The sequence below is a fragment of the Nonomuraea roseoviolacea subsp. carminata genome, assembly GCF_024172185.1.
Lineage (GTDB): Bacteria > Actinomycetota > Actinomycetes > Streptosporangiales > Streptosporangiaceae > Nonomuraea > Nonomuraea roseoviolacea.
In genome coordinates this window covers 3667176-3688493 of sequence record NZ_JAMZEC010000001.1, presented here as the reverse complement: position 1 = coordinate 3688493, position 21318 = coordinate 3667176, and the positions used below count along the sequence as shown (strand labels likewise).

Sequence of the window (21318 nt, the reverse complement as noted above, 5' to 3'; positions counted from 1 at the left end):
GCCCGAGAACCGGTGTGAGATGACGGAAGGTGGACGGACGGATGTGCGGCCTGACCGGTGAGATGCGCTTCGACGGGAAACCGGCGGACATGGGCGCCGTGGACCGGATGACCGAGGCGATGCGCGAACGGGGACCCGACGGCTCCGGCCTGTGGTCGATGGGGCCGGTCGCCCTGGGACACCGGCGCCTGAAGATCATCGATCTGTCCGACAAGGCGGCGCAGCCCATGGTGGACGGCGAGCTGGGTCTCGCCGCGGTGTTCAACGGCTGCCTGTACAACTATCGCGAGCTGCGCGAGGAGCTGCGCTCCGCCGGTTACCGGTTCTTCTCCACCTCCGACACCGAGGTGCTGGTGAAGGCGTTCCACCGGTGGGGCGGCGAGTGCGTCGACCGGTTCAAGGGCATGTTCGCCTTCGCGGTGGCCGAGCGCGACACCGGCCGGCTGACGTTGGGCCGCGACCGGCTCGGCATCAAGCCGATGTACCTGTCCGGCGACGGCGACCGGCTGCGCTTCGCCTCCACCCTGCCCGCGCTGCTGGCGGCCGGCGACGTGGACACCACGATCGACCGGGTCGCCCTGCACCACTACATGACCTTCCACTCCCTGGTGCCCGGCGAGCGGACCATCCTCAACGGCGTCAGCAGGCTGCCCGCCGCCACCGTACGGACCGTCGAACCCGACGGCACCAGCACCGACCGCCGCTACTGGGACCCCGCCTACACCCGCTCCGCCCTGCCCGAGCACGCCGGCCTCGGCGACGACGAGTGGCGGCACGCCGTGCTGGAGGCGCTGCGCGCGGCCGTGCGCCGCCGGATGGTGGCGGACGTGCCGGTCGGCGTCCTGCTGTCGGGCGGCCTGGACTCCAGCCTGATCCTCGCGCTGCTGGCCGAGGAGGGGCAGGAGGGGCTGGCCACGTTCAGCATCGGCTTCGAGTCGGCGGGCGGCGAGCGCGGCGACGAGTTCCACTACTCCGACCTCATGGCGCGGCGCTACGGCACGGACCACCATCGCATCCGCATTCCGGACAGCCGTCTCGTGGCCGGGCTGGAGGAGGCCGTGCGGTCCATGAGCGAGCCGATGGCCAGCCACGACTGCGTCGCCTTCCACCTGCTGTCGCGGGAGGTGGCGCGGCACGTCAAGGTGGTGCAGTCCGGGCAGGGCGCCGACGAGGTGTTCGGCGGCTACAGCTGGTTCCAGCCGCTGGCCGGTGTGCCGCGCGAGCAGGCCGGCGACGCGTACCTGGCCGCGTTCGCCGACCGGCCGCACGAGGAGCTGGCCGGTATCGTGAGCCCCGAGTACCTGCTCGACGACGACGTCAGCGGCGCGTACGTGCGCGCCCACACCGCCCGGCCGGGCGCCGACACCGCGCTGGACGCCGTCCTGCGGCTGGAGACCACCGCCATGCTGATCGACGACCCCGTCAAGCGCGTGGACAACATGACCATGGCCCACGGCCTGGAGGCCCGCACCCCGTTCCTCGACCACGAGCTGGTCGAACTGGCCGCGGCCTGCCCCGACGGCCTCAAGCTCGCCGACGGCGGCAAGGGCGTGCTCAAGGACGCCGCCCGCCGGCTGCTGCCCGCCGAGATCATCGACCGGCCCAAGGGCTACTTCCCCGTCCCCGCCGTGCGCCACCTCGACGGGCCCGTGCTCGACCTGGTCCGCGACGCGCTCACCGCCCGGGCGGCCCGCTCGCGCGGGCTGTTCCGGCCGGAGTACGTGAAGGCGCTGCTCGACGACCCCGGCCGCGACCGCGCCACCACCGGCGTCAACACCCTGTGGCAGCTCGGGCTGCTGGAGCTGTGGTTGCAGGCCCAAGGAGTCTGATGGCGCCGTTCCCCGCGCTGCCCCTCCCCGCGCTGCCCTCCCCCGCGAGCCTGGACGCCTGGGCCTGCTGGAACCCGTCGCCGGCGCCCGACCGCGACGCGGTGGCGTACGTCAGCGACCGTGACGGGTGTCCTCGGTTGTGGATCCAGCCGCTGCCCGGCTACCACGCGTCCGCGGCTCACGTGGGGGCTCCGGCCGGGCGCGCCCCACAGGCCGGCGACGGAGCCGGCGCGTTCGGCAGGGCCGGGACCGGCAGGGACCACCGGCCCGGCCCGGTCCATGGCCTGACGGGCGCGGGCTTCGAGGCGCCGGGGGCAGGGGCGGAGCCCGACCTGCTGGGCGGCGTGTCCGCGTGGCCGGTCGAGACCGGTCCGGAGCCGGTCTGCGACGTCTCGTGGGCGCCGACCGGCGCGCGGCTCGCCGTCCTCGTCGCGCCCGGCGGCGGCGAGCACACCCAGGTGTGGACGGTACGGCCGGACGGGGGCGACCTGCGCCCGCTCGCCGCGCCGCCCGGCGGGTCGGCGTCGTTCGTCCGGTGGACGGGGCGGGGTGAGGATCTGCTGGTCGCGGAGACGTCGGCCGAGGGGGTGACGGAGGCCGTCCTGGTGGACGCCGCGACCGGAGGCCGCGAGGTCGTCGCGGCGGGGGCGCTGCTGCGGCCGGCGGCCGTGAGCCGCGACCACGGCACGCTGCTGCTGCGCCGGGGGCCGCGGGGCGCCAGGCGCATGTCGCTGATCGGACGCGGGCCGGGCGCGGACGGCGAGCGGCCGCTGCTGGCCGGCCTGCCCGGCTCGACCGACTACGGCATCCTGTCGCCGGACGGGGAGACGGCCTACCTGCTGTCGGACGCGGGCCGCGACCGTCCGGCCCTCCTGACGGTGTCGCGGTCGCGCGCCGTTCAGGCCGGGCGGGAGCACGCCATGCCGGTCGGGCGGGAGCACGCCATGCAGGGAGTCGGGTGGGACGACGCCGTGCGGGCCGGGCGCGAGTACGTCGTTCTGGCCGGGCGGGACGACGCCGAGCTCGACCAGTTCGCCCTGACCCCCGACGGCCGGTGGGCGGTCCTCGTCTGGAACGAGCACGGCCGCTCCGCCCTGGGAGTCCTCGACACCGGCACGGGAGCCGTGACCCCGCTGCCTCCCCTGCCGGCCGACGTCGTGACCTCGATCCGGATGAGCCTCGACGGCGCCACGGCGGTCATGGCCGCCGAGAGCCCGGACCAGCCCTCCCACGTGCTGCTCTGCGACCTCGCCACCGGACGCTACGAGGAGGTGGCCGGCCTGGGACAGCTGGCCCACGCGCCCCGGGCCGAGCTGATCGAGTTCGAGGCGCACGACGGCCTCGGCCTGACCGCCTGGCTCTACCGGCCCCCGGCCGCCCAGGGGCCCGCGCCGTACCTGGTGTTCCTGCACGGCGGCCCCGAGGACCAGGAGCGGCCGACCTTCAACCCGCTCTACCACAACCTGCTCGCCGCGGGCATCGGCGTGCTGGCACCCAACGTGCGCGGCTCGTCCGGCCACGGCCGGGCCTTCCGCGAGGCCGACGACCGCGAGCTGCGCTTCCACGCCATCGAGGACGTCGCCGACTGCGCCACCGAGCTGGTACGGCTGGGCGTCGCCGACCCGGGCCGGCTCGCGTGCATGGGCTGGTCGTACGGCGGCTACCTGACCCTGGCCGCCCTGGTCACCCACCCCCGGCTCTTCCGGACGGGCATCGACGTGTGCGGCATGTCGGATTTCGAGAGCTTCTATGCCCGTACCGAGCCGTGGATCGCCGCCGCGGCGGTCGGCGAGTACGGGCACCCGGAGCGGGACCGCGACCTGCTGCGCGCGCTGTCGCCGCTGCGGCACTTCGACCGGCTGGAGGCCCCGCTGCTCGTCGTCCACGGAGTCCACGACACGAACGTGCCCGTGTACGAGGCCGAGCAGGCGGTCCGGGCGGCGCGGGCGCGCGGGGTGGTGTGCGAGGAACTGCTGTTCCCCGACGAGGGGCACGAGATCAGGCGCCCGGCCAACCGGGTGGTCTTCGTCGGCAGGGTCGTCGACTGGCTCACCCGCCACCTGCTCAAGCCCTGATCTCACCGGCTCCCGGTCTCGCGGAGGATGCGCTGGTCCACGACGGTCTCCAGCAGCAGCTCCCGGTAGCCCGCCTCCTCGAACAGCACCGTCAGCCGGTCCTCGTCGCGCCGGATGACCTCACCCGGCCCCCACGTCGCGTGCTCCACCTGGGCGTGGACCGGGAACGGCCCCTCGCCCCGGGCGGGCTCGCGCGCCGTCCCCGCCCGGCAGGTGTCGCAGTGGCCGCACGGCTCCCCGAGGTCCTCGCCGAAGTACGCGAGCAGGAACCGCCGCCGGCAGTCGAGGGTCTCGGCGTAGCGGCGCATCATCTCGTGCCGGGTGCGCTCGATCTCGCGGTGCCGCTCGGCCAGCTCCCGCGCCCGCGCCGCGGCCTCGGCCGGGCCGGGGCCGCCGGCGACCGGCGTGACGCGGCGTGCCTCCAGGCACACGGCTCCGCTGCGTTGCAGCAGGTCTAGCAGCGTGGTCAGGCGCCGCGCCGACAACCCGACGCGCTCGCACAGCACCTTCCGCTCGACGCCGCCCTTCCCCTTCCCGCCCCCGGCGTCCGCGACCGCCCGGGCCACCTGTTCCAGGGTCTCGGCGTCGGGCAGGGCGCCGGTGAAGAACCGCTGGAGCGCCAGGTCCTCGGGCCGGTAGAACAGCAGCGCCTCGGCCGGGTCGCCGTCCCTGCCCGCGCGGCCGATCTCCTGGTAGTAGGCGTCCAGCGAGCCGGGGATCTCGCTGTGGAAGACGTACCGGACGTCCGGCTTGTCGATCCCCATCCCGAACGCGCTCGTCGCGACCACGACGTCCAGCTCGCCCGCCATGAACCTGCCGTGCGCCGCGTCGCGCTCGGCCCGCCGCAGCCCCGCGTGGTACGCCTCGGCGCGCAACCCCGCCTCCGCCAGCCGCCCGGCCAGTTCGGTGGTCCGCCGCCGCGTCGCCGTGTAGACGATGCCCGGCGACGGCTGCTCCAGGACCGCCGCGACGAGCGCGTCGGCGGGGTCGGACAGCTCCCGGCGCACCGACAGCGTGATGTTGGGACGGTCGAACCCGCGCACGATCTGCAGCGGGTCGCGCATGCCGAGCCGTTCGACGATCTCCTCGCGTACCGGAGGGGCGGCCGTGGCGGTGAGCGCCGCGATCACCGGCCGGCCGATCGCCTCGGCCGCCGCGCCGAGCCGCAGGTAGTCGGGGCGGAAGTCGTGCCCCCAGGCCGACACGCAGTGGGCCTCGTCGACGACCATGAGCGAGATGCCCGCCTCGGCCAGCTCGCGCACCACGTCGGGGCGGGCGAGCTGCTCGGGCGCGCAGAACAGGAACTCCGTCTCGCCCGCGCGCAGCGCCTCGAACGTGGCCGCCCGCCGGCCCGCCGGCGTGCTCGCGTCCACGCTGGTCGCCTTCTCGTCGTGCCGTTGCCGGCGCAGCGCCTCCACCTGGTCGCGCTGGAGGGCGATCAGCGGCGACACGATCAGGGTCGGGCCGGGCAGCACCAGCGCGGGCACCTGGTAGACGGCCGACTTGCCGCTGCCGGTGGGCATCACGACCAGCGTGTCGCGGCCCTCGGCCAGCGACGTCATGGCGTCGAGCTGGCCGGGCCGCAGCTCGTCCAGGCCGAGCAGGCGGCGGGCCGCGCGCTCGCACCTGTCCCGCACGCCGCCCGAGCCGTCACCGGAGGCCGAGCCGTCACCGGAGGTACGCGTTGGCATGGCCCGGCCCCTACCCCCGTGGGCGGCGGTATGCCGGGCGTCAGGTGAAGCGGCGGTAGGAGACGGTGCCGATGCCCGCGTTGCTGGCGACCGACGACTGCTTGACCACGTCGCCGGGCTTGGGGGCGTGGATCATCTGGCCGTCGCCGATGTAGATGCCGACGTGAGTGGCCGGCTGGCCGAAGAAGACGAGGTCGCCGGGCTGCGGCGGGCCGATCACGGGCTTGCCGCTGAGCCGGTAGGATTCGGCGGTCGCGTCGCCGACCTTGATGCCGGCCTGGTTCATGGAGTAGTAGACCAGGCCGCTGCAGTCGAACGCCGTGGGACCGTTGGCGCCCCAGATGTACGGCCGGCCGAGGTGCTGGCGCGCGGCGTTGACGATGTCGGCCCCGGTGCCGTTGCCCACCACGATCGGCACGGGCGTCCCGCCACCGCCCGAGAAGGACGTGGCGACGGCGCCGGTCCCGCCGGGGTAGCCGCCGGGCGGCGCGCCGCCGTTCCCGCCGCCGCCGTCGTAGCCGGCCAGCGAGGTGGTGCCGAACTTGGGCACGGGGGTCGGCTGCCAGCCGGTCGTCCCGAACGGGTCGTCGCTCACCTGCTTGATGCCCCTGAACGTCACCTGCTTGGCCTTGATCGACTCCCGGATGGCCTTCTCGGCGTCGCCGACGGCCTTGTTGGCGGTCGAGACGTGCGGCTCGGCCTCGCCGATCGCCTGGCGGACCAGCGGAGCGATGGCCTTGTCGAACTCCTCCTGGGTCGCGTCGGGGTTCGACTTCTTGTACGAGCGAACCTGGGCGAGCACGTTCTCGCAGATGCCGTTGACCTTCGAATGGGCCGTCTCCAGCGCGTCGGCCACGGTGTCGAGGCTTCCCGCGCAGCCGCTGAGGGTGTCATGCAGGGCGTCGCCCGCGACCTGGTAGTTGCGCATGTACTTGACGAAGTCCTCGGCGGAGCCGCCCTGCCAGCCGGCGTCGATGTTCTTGACGGCGGTGCCGAGCTTGCCGGTGCCGGTGCTGACCTTGCTCGCCGTGCCGCGCCAGCGCTTGGCGACGTCGCGGATGCCGGCCGGGTTGCCGTTGACCTTCGCCAACAGGCCGGCCAGGGTGGCGCCGCCGCCGGGCAGTCCGTCAACGGTCTCGGTCGCGCCCATCAGACGGCCGCCACGGTGCCGGCCTTGGTGGCCTTGCGGCTGTTGGTCTCGACCTCTTCGAGGCCCGACTCGACGCCGGAGAGCCGGCGGTGGGCGTACTCGAGGTCGTCGCTGGCGATCCGCTCGACGCTGTCGATCAGGCCCGCGAGGGCCGAGGCGCCGTCGAGCTTGCCGAACATCGTGGAGTCGGCCGCCGCGGCCGGATAGCCGCCCGCCGTCGCGCTGTAGTCCTTGACCAGCTCACGCACGACGACCTGACCGTCGTCGAGCGCCTTGTACTGGAGATCGAGACCCGCCATCTACACCGCCCACCGGATCGCCATGATGCCCCTCATGACCGCATCTGCAACGGATGCGATCAATAAGCGCTTCCGTCACTTTAGCCGAAGGACCTGGACGCGCACGAGAAGATCGCCGAGTCCGGAGGCCCGGCCCGCGCGGGCGTGGGCGGCCCGGGTCGCGGCCCCTCTCTGCTAGAGTCACCCGGACTGATACGGCCGCTCCTGTTCCATCGGGGCGGCCACGCTGCTTTTCGGATGTCCGTCGCGTGCGCCGGGGCCCCGCCCCGCCGTCCCGCGCTACCCGAAGGAGCAGCATGTCCGGCCCCTCCCTGCCTCGCCAGCTCGCCCGCACCCGGCGGTTCACGCTCGGCGCGCCCGCCAAGATCACCGTCTCGCCCGACGGCGCCACCGTGGTCTTCCTGCGCAGCCGCGCCGGCGACGATCCGGTGAGCTGCCTGTGGGCGCTCGACGTCGCCACCGGCCGCGAACGCCTCCTCGCCGACCCCCGCGCGCTGGTCATGGGCGCGGACGAGCGGCTCTCGCCCGAGGAGCTCACCCGCAGGCAGCGCGCCGGCGAGCTGTCGTCCGGGATCGTCGCGTACGCCGCCGACGCGGCCTGCGAGCTGCTGGCCTTCGCGCTGTCCGGCCGGTTGTGGACGGTCCGGGTGAGCAACGGTGAGGTACGGCCGGTCGCCGCGGCCGAGCCGGTCCTCGACCCGCGCCCGGACCCGGCGGGGCGCCGCGTCGCGTACGTGAGCGGCGGCGCCCTCCGCGTGGTCACCCTGGGGGATGAGCGCTCTCTGGACGAGGCGGTCACCCACGAGGGCGGGCGCGTTCCGGATGGCGCGGTCACCCCGGAGGGCGGGGGCGCCGTGGCGAGCGGGGGCACCGTGGCCGGTGGCGAGGACCGGGCGGTGGCCGTGCCGGACGGGCCGGAGGTCACCTTCGGGCTCCCCGAGCACGTCGCGAGCGAGTCGATGGGCCGGCACCGCGGCTACTGGTGGTCGCCCGACGGCGCCCGGCTGCTCGTCGCCCGGGTGGACACCTCGCCGGTGCGACGGCGGTACCTGGCCGACCCCGCAGAGCCCTCCCGGCCGGCCGTCAGCCACCCCTACCCGTCGGCCGGCACGGCCAACGCCGAGGTGAGCCTGTGGATCGCGGACGCCGTGGGCGAGGCCGCGCCCACCCCGGTCTCCTGGGACGCCGAGGGGTTCGAGTACCTGACCGAGGCGGGCTGGGACGCCGCCGGGCCGTACGCGTCCGTGCAGACCCGCGACCAGCGGCACGTCCAGGTGCTCGGCCTCGACCCGGACACCGGGGCCACGCGGGTGCTGGCAGAGCAGCGCGACGACGCCTGGGTGGAGCTCCTGCCCGGCCTGCCCGTCAGGGACGCGGCCGGGGTGCTGTTCACCGCCGCCGACATCGGGGGCACGCGCCGGCTGCTGGCCGACGGCGTGCCCGTGACGCCGCCCGGCCTCCAGCTCCTCGGCGTGCTGGCGGTGGACGGCCGTACCGTGCTGTTCGCGGCGACGGACGAGCCGACGCGGACCGACGTCTGGTCGTACCACCCGGACACCGGCGCCCACCCCCTGACCGCCGCCCCCCACCCCCAAGGGAGCGGCGCGGGCCTTCTGAGCGCCGAGCCGGGCGTCCACGGCGCGGTGCGGAGCGGCGGCACCACCGTGCTCCTCTCCCGCACCCTGGACCGCCCCGGCACCCGGGTCACCGTCCACACCGCCTCCTCACCGGCGTCCGGGAGCGCGCCGGTGGAGATCGTCTCGTACGCCCAACGCTCCGTGCTGGAGCCCCGGACCGAGCTGCTCACGCTCGGCCCCCGCGAGCTGCGCGCCGCCCTGTTCCTGCCGTCCTGGCACCGGCCGGGCGACGCCCCGCTGCCCGTCCTCATGGACCCGTACGGCGGTCCGGCGCTGCGCAAGGTGACCGCCGAGCAGGCGTGGTGGACGTACGTGTCGCAGTGGTTCGCCGAGCAGGGCTTCGCGGTGCTCGCGATCGACGGCCGGGGCACCCCGGGACGCGGACCGGCCTGGGAGCGGGAGATCCACCTCGACCTCGCCGGCCCGGTGCTCGACGACCAGGTGGAGGGGCTGCGCGAGGCGGCGGCCCGGCGGTCCGCGCTGGACCTGTCGCGGGTGGCGATCCGGGGCTGGTCGTTCGGCGGGTACCTGGCCGCCCTGGCGGTGCTGCGCAGGCCCGACGTCTTCCACGCCGCCATCGCGGGCGCGCCCGTCACCGACCAGCGGCTGTACGACACCCACTGGCGCGAGCGCCACCTCGGTCACCCGGACGAGCATCCCGAGGCGTACGACCGCTGCTCCCCCGTCCTGGAGGCCGCGTCGCTCACCCGGCCGCTGCTGCTCATCCACGGCCTGGCCGACGACAACGTGGCGCCCGCCCACACGCTGCGCATGTCGGCGGCCCTGCTCGCGGCCGGGAGGCCGCACGAGGTGCTGCCGCTGCCGGGCACCACCCACCTGCCCGCCGAGGAGTCCGTGGCCGAGAACCTGCTGCTGCACCAGCTCGGCTTCCTGCGCCGCGCCCTGCCCTCCTGACGCTCCGGGGCCTCTCCGGAGGCCCCGAACTGGGGTGATCTTGTTCGGTCCCGGACTGTCGGTGGGTTCCGGTACATTCTCGGATCATCAAATCGGCCGTTCGCGTAGTGCCGCAGCACGATCAGGCGTCCGCGAGCCGTACGTGCTGGGAGGTCGAGGGTTCGTGAGCGCGGACATGACCGCGTGGGAGCAGCGCAGCGTGGTGCCGGTGGTGCCGCCCGTCCGGCCGCGCAAGCTGGCCAAGGTGCCGTTCGTCGAGCTGGCCGACGGGCGCCTGCAGGGCGTCGTGTCGAGCGGCTCCGACATCGAGCGGGTGTACGTCTCGTCGATCGCCGCCGGCACCCACGCCTTGAGTTGCAGCACCAACAACAACCGCCCCTGCGGCGGCCTGTACGGCGGGCCGTGCAAGCACCTGGAGGCGCTGGTCGCCGAGGCCGTCATCCAGTACGGCCTCGACCGGGTGGCCGGCTACCTGCGCGTCGAGGTCGGCGAGGACGGCAATCTGATCCGCGCCCTGGACGGCGAGATCGAGCGGACGCAGGCGTCCATGGTGTTCAGCCGGTTCCTGCGCCACCTCGCCTACCTGGAGCTGCCGGGCACGGGTCAGGCCGTGACCGAGCTGCACTGGTTCCCGGCGACGGGAGCTGGTGCCTGATGCTGGGAGTGCAGATCGCCGCGCTGCTCGACGGCGACGTCCCCGGGGCCGGGCAGGCGCTGGAGCTGGTGGCGGGGTTCGACGAGGCGCTGGCGGGCGGGTTCGCCCGGCTCGGCGAGGAGCGGGCCGGCGCGCTGACGGCGCTGGCCGGGGCCATGGCCGGGACCCCGCTGGGCGAGCGGGCGGCCGAGGCGGCGGCCAAGATCGCCGCTGGGTCGGTCGGCGAGGAGCACCTGGCGGCGCTCGCCGCGGCCCGCGCCGCGCTGCTCGGCGCGGTCCACGACGGCCTGCTCGACCGGCTCGACACGGCCCTCGGCCGCGACCGCGACCCCTGGCCGGCCGCGCGTCCCGCATCCGGAGCCCCACCAGCGACCCCGGTCTCGGACACGACCCCGGCCTCGGAAACGGCCGGTGGGCGGGACGCGCCCGGAGGGCCGGGCGGCGTGCCCGCAAATTTGCTCGCCGCCTGCCGGTCCTGGCTGCACGAGGTGGCCATCACCGGCTGGCGCGGCGTCGACCACGACCTCGTCTCCGCTTCCAGCCAGACGATCGAGGCGCTGCTCGCCGAGCCGGGCGCGCGCCGGCTCGCGGTGCTGCTCGACGGGCTCGCGGCCGAGCTGGCCGCCTCCGTCCCGATCGGCCTGATGGCGAGCCTGCCCGCCCGCCGGTGGGGCGACCTGTGGACGCGGGCCGTGCTGCTGGCCCAGCCGGGCGCGCCGGCCGGAGGGCATGGGGCGGTCCCCGTGTCCGGGCGGCTGCTGGTCCTCGGCGTGGACGTCCACGAGCACGGCACCGCCGTACAGGTGCAGGTCCACGGCGTGCTGGAGCCCGCGGGCGGCGAGCCGAAACGGCTGGTGCGCGCGAGCGTCGGCGCCATGAAGGTGGACACCATCACCGGCCCGTCCGTGTGGCGGCTGCTGACGGGCCACCCGGTGCTCCTGGCCGCGCTGGCCGAGCACCGCGCCCTCGACCTGACCGGTATGCCCCTGCTGCCCGGCGGCGACCTCGTCTGGCACGACGACCGGGCCCGTGCGGGCGAGCCGGCCGACCCGTTCGCGGTGGCCCGCCTCCAGCTCGCCGGCGCGCCGGCCGCGCCGGTGCCGCCCCTCGACCGGCATCCCGTACGGATCGCCGAGCCGGTCCTGGTGGAGGGCTACACGGCCAGCGACGACGGCACGCTCACCCTCGACGGCGGGACCCTCACGTTCGACATGGACCGGCTGCCCTCCTGCGGCCCGCTGACGCCCCAGCTCGTGGCGGCGTCCAGCGCCTGCGTGGGCCTGGTCCGGTGGGACGCCGGCCGGTGGCTCCTCCAGCCGCTGGCGGTGCAGGCGACGGTCAAGCGCAAGCCGGTCGAGGCCGGCAACGGCGACTGGGCGCTCGGCCCCACCGACCCCAAGGCGGTCAAGGCCGAGGCGAAGGCCGGCGACGTCGTTGCCGTGCTCAAGGAGCGGGCGGGACGGTTGCTGCGGCGATGAGCGAAGCCCCCACCGAGCCCCCCACTGAGCCCGGCGTGAGCTCCGCCGACGCCAACCGGCGGCAGCTCCTCTACTGGCGACTGCTGTCCCGCGTCTTCGAGGCCGACGAGCAGCCCGCCCTGGAGAACGGCAGCATGGCCGTCGTCGGCGACCTCGGTCTGCCCGCCGCCCTGCTCGACCCGGCCGTCTCGGTCGACAACGTCGTCCAGCGCTTCCCCGACCTGGCCGCCGAGTTCGACGGCCTGATGGCGCCCGGCCTGCCCGAGTCGGAGGAGATCGGCGCCGACGAGGTGCGCCGGGCCGCGCTCGTGTCGAAGCTGCTGCTCAACGTGTTCGCGACCGGCTCGGGCGCCGTCTCCGCCGGCGACCTGAACCGCTGGCAGCAGGACGCCGGCTGGTTCGAGCGCGCCCTCGGCCACGAGCCCGGCGGCCTGCGGGGCCACCCCGCCGGCCACGAGCTGGGCGGCGTCCTGGCCGGTCTCGAAGGCGACCTGGTCAACCGGATGCGCCTGCGCGAGGTGCTGGCCGACCCCGCGCTGGCCCGGCAGCTCACCCCGAGCATGTCGCTCATCGAGCAGCTCCTGCGCGACAAGGCCAACCTGTCGGGCATCGCGCTGGCCAACGCCAAGGCGCTGATCCGCCGGTTCGTCGACGAGGTCGCCCAGGTCCTGCGCACCCAGGTCGAGCAGACCAGCGTCGGCAAGATCGACCGGTCGGTGCCGCCCAAGCGGGTGTTCCGCAACCTCGACCTCGACCGGACGATCTGGAAGAACCTCACCAACTGGAGCCCCGAGGACCAGCGCCTCTACGTCGACCGCCTGTTCTACCGGCAGACCGCCCGCAAGAACACGCCCTCGCGGCTGATCGTGGTGGTCGACCAGTCGGGGTCCATGGTCGACTCGATGGTCAACTGCACCATCCTCGCGTCGATCTTCGCCGGGCTGCCGAAGGTGGACGTCCACCTCATCGCGTACGACACCCGGGCGATCGACCTGACGCCGTGGGTCAGCGACCCGTTCGAGGTGCTGCTGCGGACCAACCTCGGCGGCGGCAACGACGGGCCCGTCGCGATGGCGATGGCCCGGCCGAAGATCGCCGAGCCGCGCAACACCGTGATGGTGTGGATCTCCGACTTCTACGAGTTCGACAGGTCGCAGCCGCTGTTCGACGGGATCCAGGCCGTCCACCGTTCCGGGGTGCGCTTCATCCCCGTCGGGTCCGTGAACAGCTCCGGCCAGCAGAGCGTCAACCCGTGGTTCCGCCAGAAGTTCAAGGACCTCGGCACCCCGGTGATCTCCGGCCACATCCGCAAACTCGTGTTCGAGCTCAAGAGCTTCCTCACCTAGGAGAGTCCCCGCCCATGACCGACGAGATGCTGCGTGCCCCCGCTGAGGTGAAGTACGCCGACGAGCTGGACTGGCTGGAGTCCGTGGACGACGGGCCCAAGCCGTTCTCGTGGCGGCTGAGCCCCCGCATGGTGCGGCTGTTCGTGCTCGGCTCCGAGCGCTCCGACGGGCTCGACCGCGAGATCAAGCAGAAGTGGTTCGGCGACCGGAGCTTCGTCGAGCGGGCCATCGTGACGCTCGCCTCCGACCGGGGCCTGCTGCTGATCGGCGACCCGGGCACCGGCAAGAGCTGGCTGGCCGAGCTGCTGTCCGCTGCGATCTCCCGTAACTCGACACTGGTCGTCCAGGGCACGGCCGGCACCACCGAAGACCACATCAAGTACTCGTGGAACGTCTCCATGGTGATCGCCAAGGGGCAGTCCCGCGAGTCGATGATCCCCTCGCCGATCATGACGGCGATGGAGCAGGGCGTGATCGGCCGGTTCGAGGAGCTGACCCGCTCCACCAGCGACGTCCAGGACGCGCTCATCTCGATCCTGTCCGAGAAGTACGTGTCGATCCCCGAGCTCGACGACGACAACGTGGTCTTCGCCAAGCCCGGCTTCTCCATCATCGCCACCGCCAACAGCCGCGACCGGGGCGTCAACGACCTGTCGTCGGCCCTGAAGCGGCGCTTCAACTTCGTCCGGATCCCGGTGGTGACGAACAAGAAGAGCGAGGCGGAGATCGTCCGCTTCCGCACGACCGAGCTGCTGCGCCGCCACCGCATCGAGCTGGACGTGCCGCCCACGCTGCTCGACATCCTGCTGCAGAGCTTCGCCGACCTGCGGGCCGCCTCCGAGTCGGCCTCCAGCGACGACGAGCGGCTGGAGTCGGCGCTGTCCACGGCCGAGCAGATCGGCGTGCTGGAGGACGCGATCCTGCACAGCCACTTCTTCGGCGACCGGACCCTGCGCGCGCAGACCCTCGCCGGCTCGCTGGTCGGCTCGCTGGCCCGCCGCAGCCCGGAGGACCTGGCCATCCTCAACAAGTACTGGCACGGCGTCGTCGAGCCCCGCAGCAAGAAGGACGGCGGGCAGTGGCCGGACTTCCTCGAAGGCGGCCGCCAGGCGATCGCCACCCTGTCATGAGCTCGCCCGGGGCCGTCGAGGGCCCGTTCGCAGCCCTGCGCGAGCAGTTGCTGGACGCCGCCGCGGCCTTCGCCGGCGCCCCGGCCTCCCTGTCGGAGATCCTCGCGGGCCTGGTGGACGACGTCGACCGGGCGCTGCGCGAGCAGCTGGAGATCTTCCCGGTGTGCCATCACTCGCCGGCCTCGGCGCTGGCGATGGCGCGGCGGCTGCGGGAGAAGCGGCCCGAGGTCGTCTACCTGGAGCTGTGCGAGGACCTGCGCCCGCTGCTGGACGAGCTGCGCAACTGCCGCCTGCCGGTGGCGTTGCAGGCGTTCGCGACGGAGCTCGACGGCTTCCCTGCTGGCTCCGGGCCGCTCAGCGTGGTCGCGCCCATCACGGAGGCGTCGGCCGAGTACCAGGTCATCGCGTACGCGCTGGAGACGCCCGGCGTCGAGCTGGTCCTGGTGGACCGCTCGGCCGACCACGTCTTCCAGTGGCTGGACAAGGATGAGCAGCCTGTCATCCAGGCCGATTCCGAGCACGGTGAGGACGCGGCGCTGCACGGCGACGCCGTGGGCATCGAGATCGGCGACCTGCGCCCCCGCTTCGCCGAGCTGGAGGCGCATCTGCTGCACCACGGCAAGGTGCGCCACTGGTCCGAGTGGTGGGACCAGTACGTCGAACGACCCCTCCTCGACGCCGACCACGACACCTACCGGCAGGTGATGGTGCTGATCGGCAGCCTGTTCAGGCGGCTGGCGCCGGAGCGGGGCGACCGGCTCGCGCGGGACGAGGAGCGCGAGCGCCACATGTGGACGCGCATCCGCGAGCACCTGTCCACCTCCGGCGCCGACCCGGGGCGCTGCATGTACGTGTGCGGCGCCTTCCACGCGGCCAGCCGCGTCGAGGAGTTCGGGCTCGCGGGCTCCGACACCTACGCCGTCACGCCGCGCACGGGCACGCGCTGGCTGTACGGGCTCATCCCGTCGAGTCACTCGGCCATCGAGGCGCAGTTCGGCCTGGCCTCGGGCTCGGTGTCGATCGCGGCGGCGACCTGGGCCAAGGCCGTCTCGCGCGGTGGCGCCAGGCCGTACCGGCTGGAGGGGCAGCAGTCCAAGGCGAAGCCGAAGAAGGCGGCGGGTCCGGGGCTCGCGGCGCCGGGCCCGGTGGCGGACCGGCTCAGCGGGTTCCTGTCGAAGCCGCCCGAGCTGGGCGGTCTCGACGAGGACGAGCTGCTCGGCTGGTGCGTCGACCTGGTCCGGCTGGCCCGCCGCAACGGCTACCTGTCGAGCACCGCCGACGCCATCGCCGTGTACGAGACGTCGATCCTGCTCGCGGGCATGCGCGACCGCGCCCGGCCGACGCCGTACGACTTCCAGGACGCGGCGGTCACCTGCATCGAGAAGGACGTGGTGCCCGGCCGGCGCGACGTCCGGCACCTGTGCGAGATCCTGCTCGGCGGCGACCGGATCGGCCAGGTCGGCTACGCGTCGATGCCGCCGCTGGCCCGCGACGTCTACGACCGGCTGGAGCCGCTCGGGCTCGACCTGCACAAGCGCACGGTCCAGCGGGCGCTGATGAACCTGGACGCCGACCCCCATCTCGCGCCCTGCTCCCACCTGCTGTGGATGCTGCGCTACCTGCTGCCCGACGGCGCGGTGCGCCCCATCATGGGCACGCGGCGGCTCGGCGAGCGGTCCATCCAGGAGAGCTGGGACCTGTCCCTCGGGCAGCACCAGCGCTCGCTCATCGAGCTGGGCTACGAGGGCGTCACGGTCGAGCAGGTGCTGGAGCGGCGGCTGCGCCGCGCGGTCTGGCACCCGCGGGCCACGGCCGCGACCGCGCTGGAGGCGGTCGAGGACTCGATCGTGTTCCTCGGCAGCCGGCGGTTCACCGACGAGCTGGGCGCGCGGGCCGTCGAGCTGCTGTCGGCCGAGCGCACCGTGGACGACGCGCCCGAGGTGCTGCGCCGCATGCGCCGGCTGCTGGCCCACTTCCGGGCGGCCGAGCCGGAGCTGCCGGCCTGGTGCGAGGCGTTCGTCACCACCGGCTACGCGCACTACTGCACGCTGCTGCCCACGGCGTTCGTGGCCGAGGACACCGGGGTCCGGCAGGTGGGCGCCATGCTGGGCTTCCTGTTCTCGATGGAGGGGCTGGCGCTGTCGCTCGGCTGCGACCGGGCCCAGCTCGAACTGGCCGTCCAGCAGTCGCATCCGCAGGCGCCGGCCAAGGTGGCGCTGCTGTGGGCGGCGCAGTCGCAGCTCGGGCTGCTGCCGCTCGCCGCGCTGCGGGAGCGGTGCGACGAGCTGCTGGCCAACCCGCTCGTGGTGCCGTCGTTCCCGCTCTACATCAGCGGGTTCGTCCAGGCGCTGGAGTCGGTGCCGGCGCTCACGCCGTTCGTGGTGGAGGTGATCTCCAAGGCGTTCGGCCGGCTGCCGGACGCGGTGCTGCTGCCCTGGCTGCCCAAGCTGATCACGACGTTGCGGGACCAGGCGCGCGAGCTCGTCCCGGTGCTGGTGCGGGAGGCGGGCCGCACGTTCCCGGCCGGGCTGGTGGAACTGGACGCCTGGGTGCCGCCCTGGGAGCGGCGCGCCGCCGCGCCCGCGGCGGCGGGCGGCCCGGGGGCCGCGGCGAGCGGGCCGGTGGCGGAGCTGCTGCGCGCCCACCCGGACACCTGTGACGCCGTTGCCGCGCTCCTCGGCTGCGCGGGCGGCTGGCAGGCGGACGAGCCGCCCGCGTACGCGGAGGCCGTCGCGCTGCTGGCCCGTCATCCGGAGACGGCGCTCGCGGTCGCCGCTCTGGTGGCGCCCACGGGGTAGGAATGCCGGGAGAGAGGAGGGGTGACCTGTGCAGACGTTCCTCCCCTATCCCGACTTCGCGCGCTGTGCCGAGGTGCTGGATCTCCGGCGCCTCGGCAAGCAGCGGGTGGAGGCGCTGCAGGTCATGCGCGCCCTCACCGTCCCCGGCTACGGCTGGCGGCACCACCCGGCGGTGCGCATGTGGGCCGGCTACGAGGAGGCGCTGGCCCGGTACGGCCTGGAGGTGTGCCGCCGGTGGTGCGCGGCCGGGCTCCAGGACACCTGCGCCGGCACGATCAGCCGCGAGGTGGCCGAGCACTGCGGCCACCGCACGGTCCGCGCCCAGCCGGACCTGGCGGCGGAGGGCGAGCTGCCGCCGTGGCTCGGCGACGCCGCCCTGCACCTCAGCCACCGCTCGGCCCTGCTGCGCAAGGACCCGGCCTTCTACGCGCCGCTCTTCGGGGCCGAGCCGGACGACCTGCCCTACGTCTGGCCGACCTCCGACCGGCCGCCGTCGTGCCTGCCGGGCAACGCGTTCTCCTGATCCGGGCGCGTGGCGGCGAGCAGGCGGGTGAGCGTGGTGACGAGCCAGCGCTCGTAGCCGTCCGCGTCCCAGCCGATCATCTTCCTGGACAGCAGGTACGTCTCGGCGTGGACGAGGATCGTCGTGGTGTCGGTCAGCCAGGCGAGATCGCTGCCGGACGGGACGAGGCCGTCCTCGCGCATCCGGGACCAGAACGCGCCGATGTTCTCGCGGGTCGCCTCGCGGGCGGCCTGCGCGGCGGCGGCCAGGTCCGGCTCGACGGCGCCGGCCTCCAGGGCGACGGCCAGGATGTCGCCGGCCCGCTCCATCATCAGCCGCCCGCCCACGGCCAGCGCCTGGATCCGCTCGGCGGCGGTGGGCGCGGTGAGCGCGAGCGTGAACCACGGCCTGCCGCGCACGTCGACCGGCGCGGTGTCGCCGGCGAACGCGACGTCCACGGCGCGCTTGAGCAGCGCGGCCTTGGTGCCGAAGCGGACGTACAGCGTGCGGTGGCCGACCCCGGCCCGCTCGGCGACCGCGGTGAGGGTCGTGCCGGCGTAGCCGTTCTCCAGGAACAGCTCCACGGCGGCGCGCAGGATCCTGGTCTCGGTCTCGGCGACGCGGGCGGCGCGCAGGTCGCGCTTGACGGGGTCCGACATACATTGCAGTATAACTGCAACAATGCAGTGCAACTGCAAGGAGGCTCGCCATGACGGACGCTCCACGGCTCGACGGTATCCACCACGTCAAGCTCCCCGTCAGGGACCTGGAACGTTCCCTGGCGTGGTACAACACCCGGCTCGGCTACGAGGTGGAGATCGAGTTCCGTGAGAAGGGCGTCCTCATGGGCTGCGCCCTCCGGCACCCCAACGGCGGCCCCATGCTGGCCCTGCGCCTCGACCCGGCGCGGGCCGAGGCCGCCGCGGGGTTCGACTACTTCGCCATCGGCGTGCCCGGCAAGGAGGAGATCGACGACCTCGCCGAGCGGCTCGTCGCGCTGGGCGAGACCCACGCCGGCGTCCACTTCGCCACGATCGGCTGGATCCTCCCCGAACTGCACGACCCGGACGGCCACGAGGTGCGCTTCTACACGACGAGCCACCACACCGAGCCGGGCCCGGACGGGCTCACCGTGGACGACGCCCGCGAGAGCGCCGAGCGCCGCGAGCGCGAACTCACCTGACCGAGCGTCCTGCGGCCCGGGCGGGGTGAGGTGGTACGACCGCCTCGTCCGGCTCGCCGCGGCCCCTCCGGGACCCCCGGTAGGCGCCCCGGCGCAGGCGCGCCAGCCGGCCCGCCGGGCGCAGGGCCGGGTGGCTGTTGAGCACGGGGTCGAAGGAGACGTCCGCGCCGGGCAGCGGCGCGCGCACCCGGAGCGTCGCGATCCGCACCGGCCGCCGGCCCGCCGGCGCGGCGAGCAGGCGGAACACCAGCGGGCCCCGCTCCAGCGCCCGCCGCAGCGCGTCGATCCGCGCCGGCACGCCACCGGTCCCCGCGTCCTGCTCCGGGTAAGCGTCCTGCTCCGGGTACGCGAACTTCTCCGGGTACGCGAAGAGCCGGACCGGCATCGACCCGTGCCGGTACGAGGCCAGACTGGAGTACGGCCCGGCGGTGAAGTCCCACCGAGGCCCCGGCAGCCACGGCACGCCCGGGACGCATGTCGACAGCAGCAGGTCCACGTCGCCGTGCGCCGGCCCCCCACCGGGCACCCGCACCGCCAGTCCCAGCACGTCGGGCAGCGGGCCGGGCAGCGACCCGCCCCTGGACAGGCGGGCCACCACCTCGTATGACCCCGGCTCCGCGAGCGCCGGCAGCCCCGGAGCCGGGCCCCTCTCCAGCACGAGCGTGGCGGCGACGGTCAGGCCGTCGCGATGCAGGGCCCGGCCCCGCCGCAGCGCGGCGACGAGCCGGGCGACGACGGAGGCGGCACGTTCCGACAGAGATCCGGACGACATGCCGCACCCCTGCCCGGCCACCCGTCCCCCACACCGGGTCGCCCCAGGATCAGGCCGTCAGGAGGCGGTCGCCGATCCAGCCCTCCGGCGCGCACCCGGGCGGGATCGCGAAGACCGCCGAGCCGATCGGCGTGATCCACTCGTTCAGCAGGTCGCCCTCGGCCAGCCGCCGCTGCACGGGCACGAACTGCCGGTCGATGTCGGCCTGGTAGGACACGAAGATCAGCCCCGAGTCCGCGGTCCCGTCGGCCCCCACCGGCTCGTCGTAGTTGTACGGCCGCCGCAGGATGCGCTGCCCCACGTCCGCGGCCCGGGCCCGCCTGATGTGCGCGAACTCCGCGATGACGGGGAAGCCGAGCTGGTTGAGACGGTTGAGGTCCGGCTCATCATGCTCGTTCCGGCCCGTGAGCGGGGCGCCCGTGTCCAGGCGCCGGCCGATCGTGAACTCCCGCGCCGACCGGTCCGCCGCGTCCCACTGCTCCAGCTTCATCCGGATCCGGCGCAGCACCATCGTCGTGCCGCCCCGCATCCCCTCGGGCCCGTCGCTCAGCCACACGGAACGGTCGAGGTTCGAGGGGTTGACCGTGCCGTCGAGCTGGCCCATGAGGTTGCGCTGCGTCGTGCCGGGCGCCTGCGTGCCGGCGGCGCGCCGGAAGCCGCGCTGGCTCCAGCGCACCTTGGCGAACGCCCGCGCGTCCTTGACGACCATGCGCAGCGCGTGCGCCACGGTCATCGGGTCGTCGGCGCAGAGCTGGACGAGCAGGTCGCCGCCGCTCCACCGGTCCTGCAGCCGGTCCGTCTCGAACGCGGGCAGGGCCCGTACCGGCGAGGTCACGCCCGCCGCCGCGAACAGCCCCGGCCCGAACCCGAAGGTGACGGTCAGCCGGGCGGGCGAGACCGCCAGCTCGGGCTCGGTGTCGGCGAGCGCCGGACGTCCCTGGGTGAGGCGCCGGGCGTCGTCGGTGAGGAGCTGCATCAGCCGGACGACGGCCTCCTTGCCGGTGCCCGGCAGCAGGTCCAGGCCGAGGAAGACGGCGTGGGCCTGCGGCACCGTCGCGATGCCGGCCTGGTGCGGGCCGTGGAACGGCTCGACCGCGTCACCCGTCCCGGCCGCCGCGGCGACCTTTCCGGTGGCGGCCTGCCCCGCGACGGCGTCGGCGACGGCCTGCCGCCCGGGGACGGCCGCCGCCACGGGCAGCGCCGCGCCCCCCGCCAACAGGCTCCGGCGGCTGATCGCGGCGCCCATCAGTGCTTCATTCCCGGCTGGTAGTCCTCCCGGCCGCCCGCGAAGTCCTTGCCGACCGCGGTGAACTCCAGCGGCGAGCCGCCCTTCACCGTCAGCGTGAACGGCACCCGGACCCCCGGCTTCACCTCCTCGGTGACGTCCATGAGCATGATGTGGTCGCCGCCGGGCCGCAGCTCGTGGGTGCCGCGCGCGGGCACCACGATGCCGCCCTCCTTCGGCCGCATGATCATCTTGCCGCCGGAGTCCACGACCTCGTGCAGCTCCACCCGCGACGACAGCGGCGTGCTGCCGGAGACGATCGTGATGTCGGAGTCGGTCGGGTTGACCAGGGTGCCGAACGCGGCGGTCATCCCCTTCTTCGTGGTCTTGACCCACGGGTCGGTGATGGACAGCACGCCCGCCCGGCCGGAGGCGGGGGCGCCGGCCTGGGCGGGCGAGGCGGACGAGACGGCCTGCGAGGGCTGCTCGGCCTGCTGGGCGCCGCACGCGGTGACCGTGACGAGAGCGGCAGCCAGCACCAGAACATGACGAGAGAACACGGGTAACGCCTTTCTCCACCCGGGCACCGGCACGCCGGACACGCGGCACGTCCCAGGTGTGGTTGTCGACAAG

At 74.2% G+C, this 21318-nt stretch carries 17 protein-coding genes; 10 read left to right on the top strand and 7 right to left on the bottom strand.

Annotation, left to right across the window (positions count from 1 at the left end; genetic code table 11):
• Nucleotides 1-29 precede the first annotated feature (29 nt).
• Nucleotides 30-1829: an N-acetylglutaminylglutamine amidotransferase gene (locus tag HD595_RS17230; RefSeq protein WP_253770245.1), complete on the top strand. Its 1800-nt coding sequence runs from the start codon at nucleotides 30-32 to the stop codon at nucleotides 1827-1829.
• Nucleotides 1829-3904, top strand: coding sequence for a prolyl oligopeptidase family serine peptidase (locus HD595_RS17225; protein ID WP_253770243.1), 2076 nt, complete (start codon nucleotides 1829-1831; stop codon nucleotides 3902-3904). The genes HD595_RS17230 and HD595_RS17225 overlap by 1 nt, the downstream gene beginning before the upstream one ends.
• 2 nt (nucleotides 3905-3906) lie before the next feature.
• Here HD595_RS17225 and HD595_RS17220 read toward each other — a convergent pair whose 3' ends face one another.
• The 3 genes from HD595_RS17220 to HD595_RS17210 are packed head-to-tail and all read right to left on the bottom strand — an operon-like array spanning nucleotide 3907 to nucleotide 7044.
• A complete protein-coding gene (locus HD595_RS17220; protein ID WP_253770241.1) occupies nucleotides 3907-5595 on the bottom strand; it encodes a RecQ family ATP-dependent DNA helicase in 1689 nt (562 codons plus the stop codon).
• Nucleotides 5596-5635: 40 nt separating this feature from the next.
• Nucleotides 5636-6745, bottom strand: a complete 1110-nt coding sequence (locus HD595_RS17215; protein ID WP_253770239.1) for a bifunctional WXG100 family type VII secretion target/C40 family peptidase — start codon at nucleotides 6743-6745, stop codon at nucleotides 5636-5638.
• Entirely contained in the window at nucleotides 6745-7044 is a 300-nt protein-coding gene (locus HD595_RS17210) for a hypothetical protein (RefSeq protein WP_253770237.1), read from the bottom strand. The genes HD595_RS17215 and HD595_RS17210 overlap by 1 nt, the downstream gene beginning before the upstream one ends.
• 296 nt (nucleotides 7045-7340) lie before the next feature.
• Between HD595_RS17210 and HD595_RS17205 the strand changes: the two genes are divergently transcribed.
• The 7 genes from HD595_RS17205 (at nucleotide 7341) to HD595_RS17175 (ending at nucleotide 17526) form a co-directional block, all read left to right on the top strand.
• Complete coding sequence (locus HD595_RS17205) at nucleotides 7341-9596, top strand: S9 family peptidase (RefSeq protein ID WP_253770235.1); 2256 nt, start codon at nucleotides 7341-7343, stop codon at nucleotides 9594-9596.
• A 163-nt stretch (nucleotides 9597-9759) separates the two neighbouring features.
• Nucleotides 9760-10251 carry a hypothetical protein gene (locus HD595_RS17200; RefSeq protein ID WP_253770233.1) on the top strand — a complete coding sequence of 164 codons (492 nt, stop codon included), beginning with the start codon at nucleotides 9760-9762 and terminating at the stop codon, nucleotides 10249-10251.
• On the top strand, nucleotides 10251-11729 hold the full coding sequence (locus tag HD595_RS17195; protein ID WP_253770231.1) for a hypothetical protein: 1479 nt from the start codon (nucleotides 10251-10253) through the stop codon (nucleotides 11727-11729). The genes HD595_RS17200 and HD595_RS17195 overlap by 1 nt, the downstream gene beginning before the upstream one ends.
• Nucleotides 11726-13075 (top strand): VWA domain-containing protein, encoded by a 1350-nt coding sequence (locus HD595_RS17190; RefSeq protein ID WP_345022729.1) that lies wholly within the window; start codon nucleotides 11726-11728, stop codon nucleotides 13073-13075. The genes HD595_RS17195 and HD595_RS17190 overlap by 4 nt, the downstream gene beginning before the upstream one ends.
• Before the next feature lie 14 nt (nucleotides 13076-13089).
• Nucleotides 13090-14205, top strand: a complete 1116-nt coding sequence (locus HD595_RS17185; RefSeq protein ID WP_253770229.1) for an ATP-binding protein — start codon at nucleotides 13090-13092, stop codon at nucleotides 14203-14205.
• Nucleotides 14202-17003 (top strand): DUF5682 family protein, encoded by a 2802-nt coding sequence (locus tag HD595_RS17180; protein ID WP_253770228.1) that lies wholly within the window; start codon nucleotides 14202-14204, stop codon nucleotides 17001-17003. The genes HD595_RS17185 and HD595_RS17180 overlap by 4 nt, the downstream gene beginning before the upstream one ends.
• 28 nt (nucleotides 17004-17031) lie before the next feature.
• Nucleotides 17032-17526, top strand: coding sequence for an MSMEG_6728 family protein (locus tag HD595_RS17175; protein ID WP_253770227.1), 495 nt, complete (start codon nucleotides 17032-17034; stop codon nucleotides 17524-17526).
• On the opposite strand, the gene HD595_RS17170 is transcribed toward HD595_RS17175, so the two are convergent.
• Nucleotides 17466-18164, bottom strand: coding sequence for a TetR/AcrR family transcriptional regulator (locus tag HD595_RS17170; RefSeq protein WP_253770226.1), 699 nt, complete (start codon nucleotides 18162-18164; stop codon nucleotides 17466-17468). The genes HD595_RS17175 and HD595_RS17170 overlap by 61 nt on opposite strands.
• 50 nt (nucleotides 18165-18214) lie before the next feature.
• Here HD595_RS17170 and HD595_RS17165 point away from each other — a divergent pair, with 50 nt between their 5' ends.
• Entirely contained in the window at nucleotides 18215-18688 is a 474-nt protein-coding gene (locus HD595_RS17165) for a VOC family protein (protein ID WP_253770225.1), read from the top strand.
• Here HD595_RS17165 and HD595_RS17160 read toward each other — a convergent pair.
• From HD595_RS17160 to HD595_RS17150, 3 genes are read right to left on the bottom strand one after another with little or no spacing between them, the layout of a single operon-like run.
• On the bottom strand, nucleotides 18681-19460 hold the full coding sequence (locus HD595_RS17160; protein WP_253770224.1) for a hypothetical protein: 780 nt from the start codon (nucleotides 19458-19460) through the stop codon (nucleotides 18681-18683). The genes HD595_RS17165 and HD595_RS17160 overlap by 8 nt on opposite strands.
• 49 nt (nucleotides 19461-19509) lie before the next feature.
• Nucleotides 19510-20706, bottom strand: a complete 1197-nt coding sequence (locus HD595_RS17155; protein WP_253770223.1) for a Dyp-type peroxidase — start codon at nucleotides 20704-20706, stop codon at nucleotides 19510-19512.
• Nucleotides 20706-21224: a copper chaperone PCu(A)C gene (locus HD595_RS17150; RefSeq protein WP_253770222.1), complete on the bottom strand. Its 519-nt coding sequence runs from the start codon at nucleotides 21222-21224 to the stop codon at nucleotides 20706-20708. Before HD595_RS17150 ends, HD595_RS17155 begins: the two co-directional genes overlap by 1 nt.
• Between the last annotated feature and the right edge of the window lie 94 nt (nucleotides 21225-21318).

Coding starts and splice junctions, on each gene's coding strand:
- HD595_RS17225 (WP_253770243.1), top strand. CDS start 1,829: ATGGCGCCGTTCCCCGCGCTGCCCCTCCCCGCGCTGCCCTCCCCCGCG.
- HD595_RS17220 (WP_253770241.1), bottom strand. CDS start 5,595: ATGCCAACGCGTACCTCCGGTGACGGCTCGGCCTCCGGTGACGGCTCG.
- HD595_RS17215 (WP_253770239.1), bottom strand. CDS start 6,745: ATGGGCGCGACCGAGACCGTTGACGGACTGCCCGGCGGCGGCGCCACC.
- HD595_RS17210 (WP_253770237.1), bottom strand. CDS start 7,044: ATGGCGGGTCTCGATCTCCAGTACAAGGCGCTCGACGACGGTCAGGTC.
- HD595_RS17205 (WP_253770235.1), top strand. CDS start 7,341: ATGTCCGGCCCCTCCCTGCCTCGCCAGCTCGCCCGCACCCGGCGGTTC.
- HD595_RS17195 (WP_253770231.1), top strand. CDS start 10,251: ATGCTGGGAGTGCAGATCGCCGCGCTGCTCGACGGCGACGTCCCCGGG.
- HD595_RS17190 (WP_345022729.1), top strand. CDS start 11,726: ATGAGCGAAGCCCCCACCGAGCCCCCCACTGAGCCCGGCGTGAGCTCC.
- HD595_RS17185 (WP_253770229.1), top strand. CDS start 13,090: ATGACCGACGAGATGCTGCGTGCCCCCGCTGAGGTGAAGTACGCCGAC.
- HD595_RS17180 (WP_253770228.1), top strand. CDS start 14,202: ATGAGCTCGCCCGGGGCCGTCGAGGGCCCGTTCGCAGCCCTGCGCGAG.
- HD595_RS17170 (WP_253770226.1), bottom strand. CDS start 18,164: ATGTCGGACCCCGTCAAGCGCGACCTGCGCGCCGCCCGCGTCGCCGAG.
- HD595_RS17165 (WP_253770225.1), top strand. CDS start 18,215: ATGACGGACGCTCCACGGCTCGACGGTATCCACCACGTCAAGCTCCCC.
- HD595_RS17160 (WP_253770224.1), bottom strand. CDS start 19,460: ATGTCGTCCGGATCTCTGTCGGAACGTGCCGCCTCCGTCGTCGCCCGG.
- HD595_RS17155 (WP_253770223.1), bottom strand. CDS start 20,706: ATGGGCGCCGCGATCAGCCGCCGGAGCCTGTTGGCGGGGGGCGCGGCG.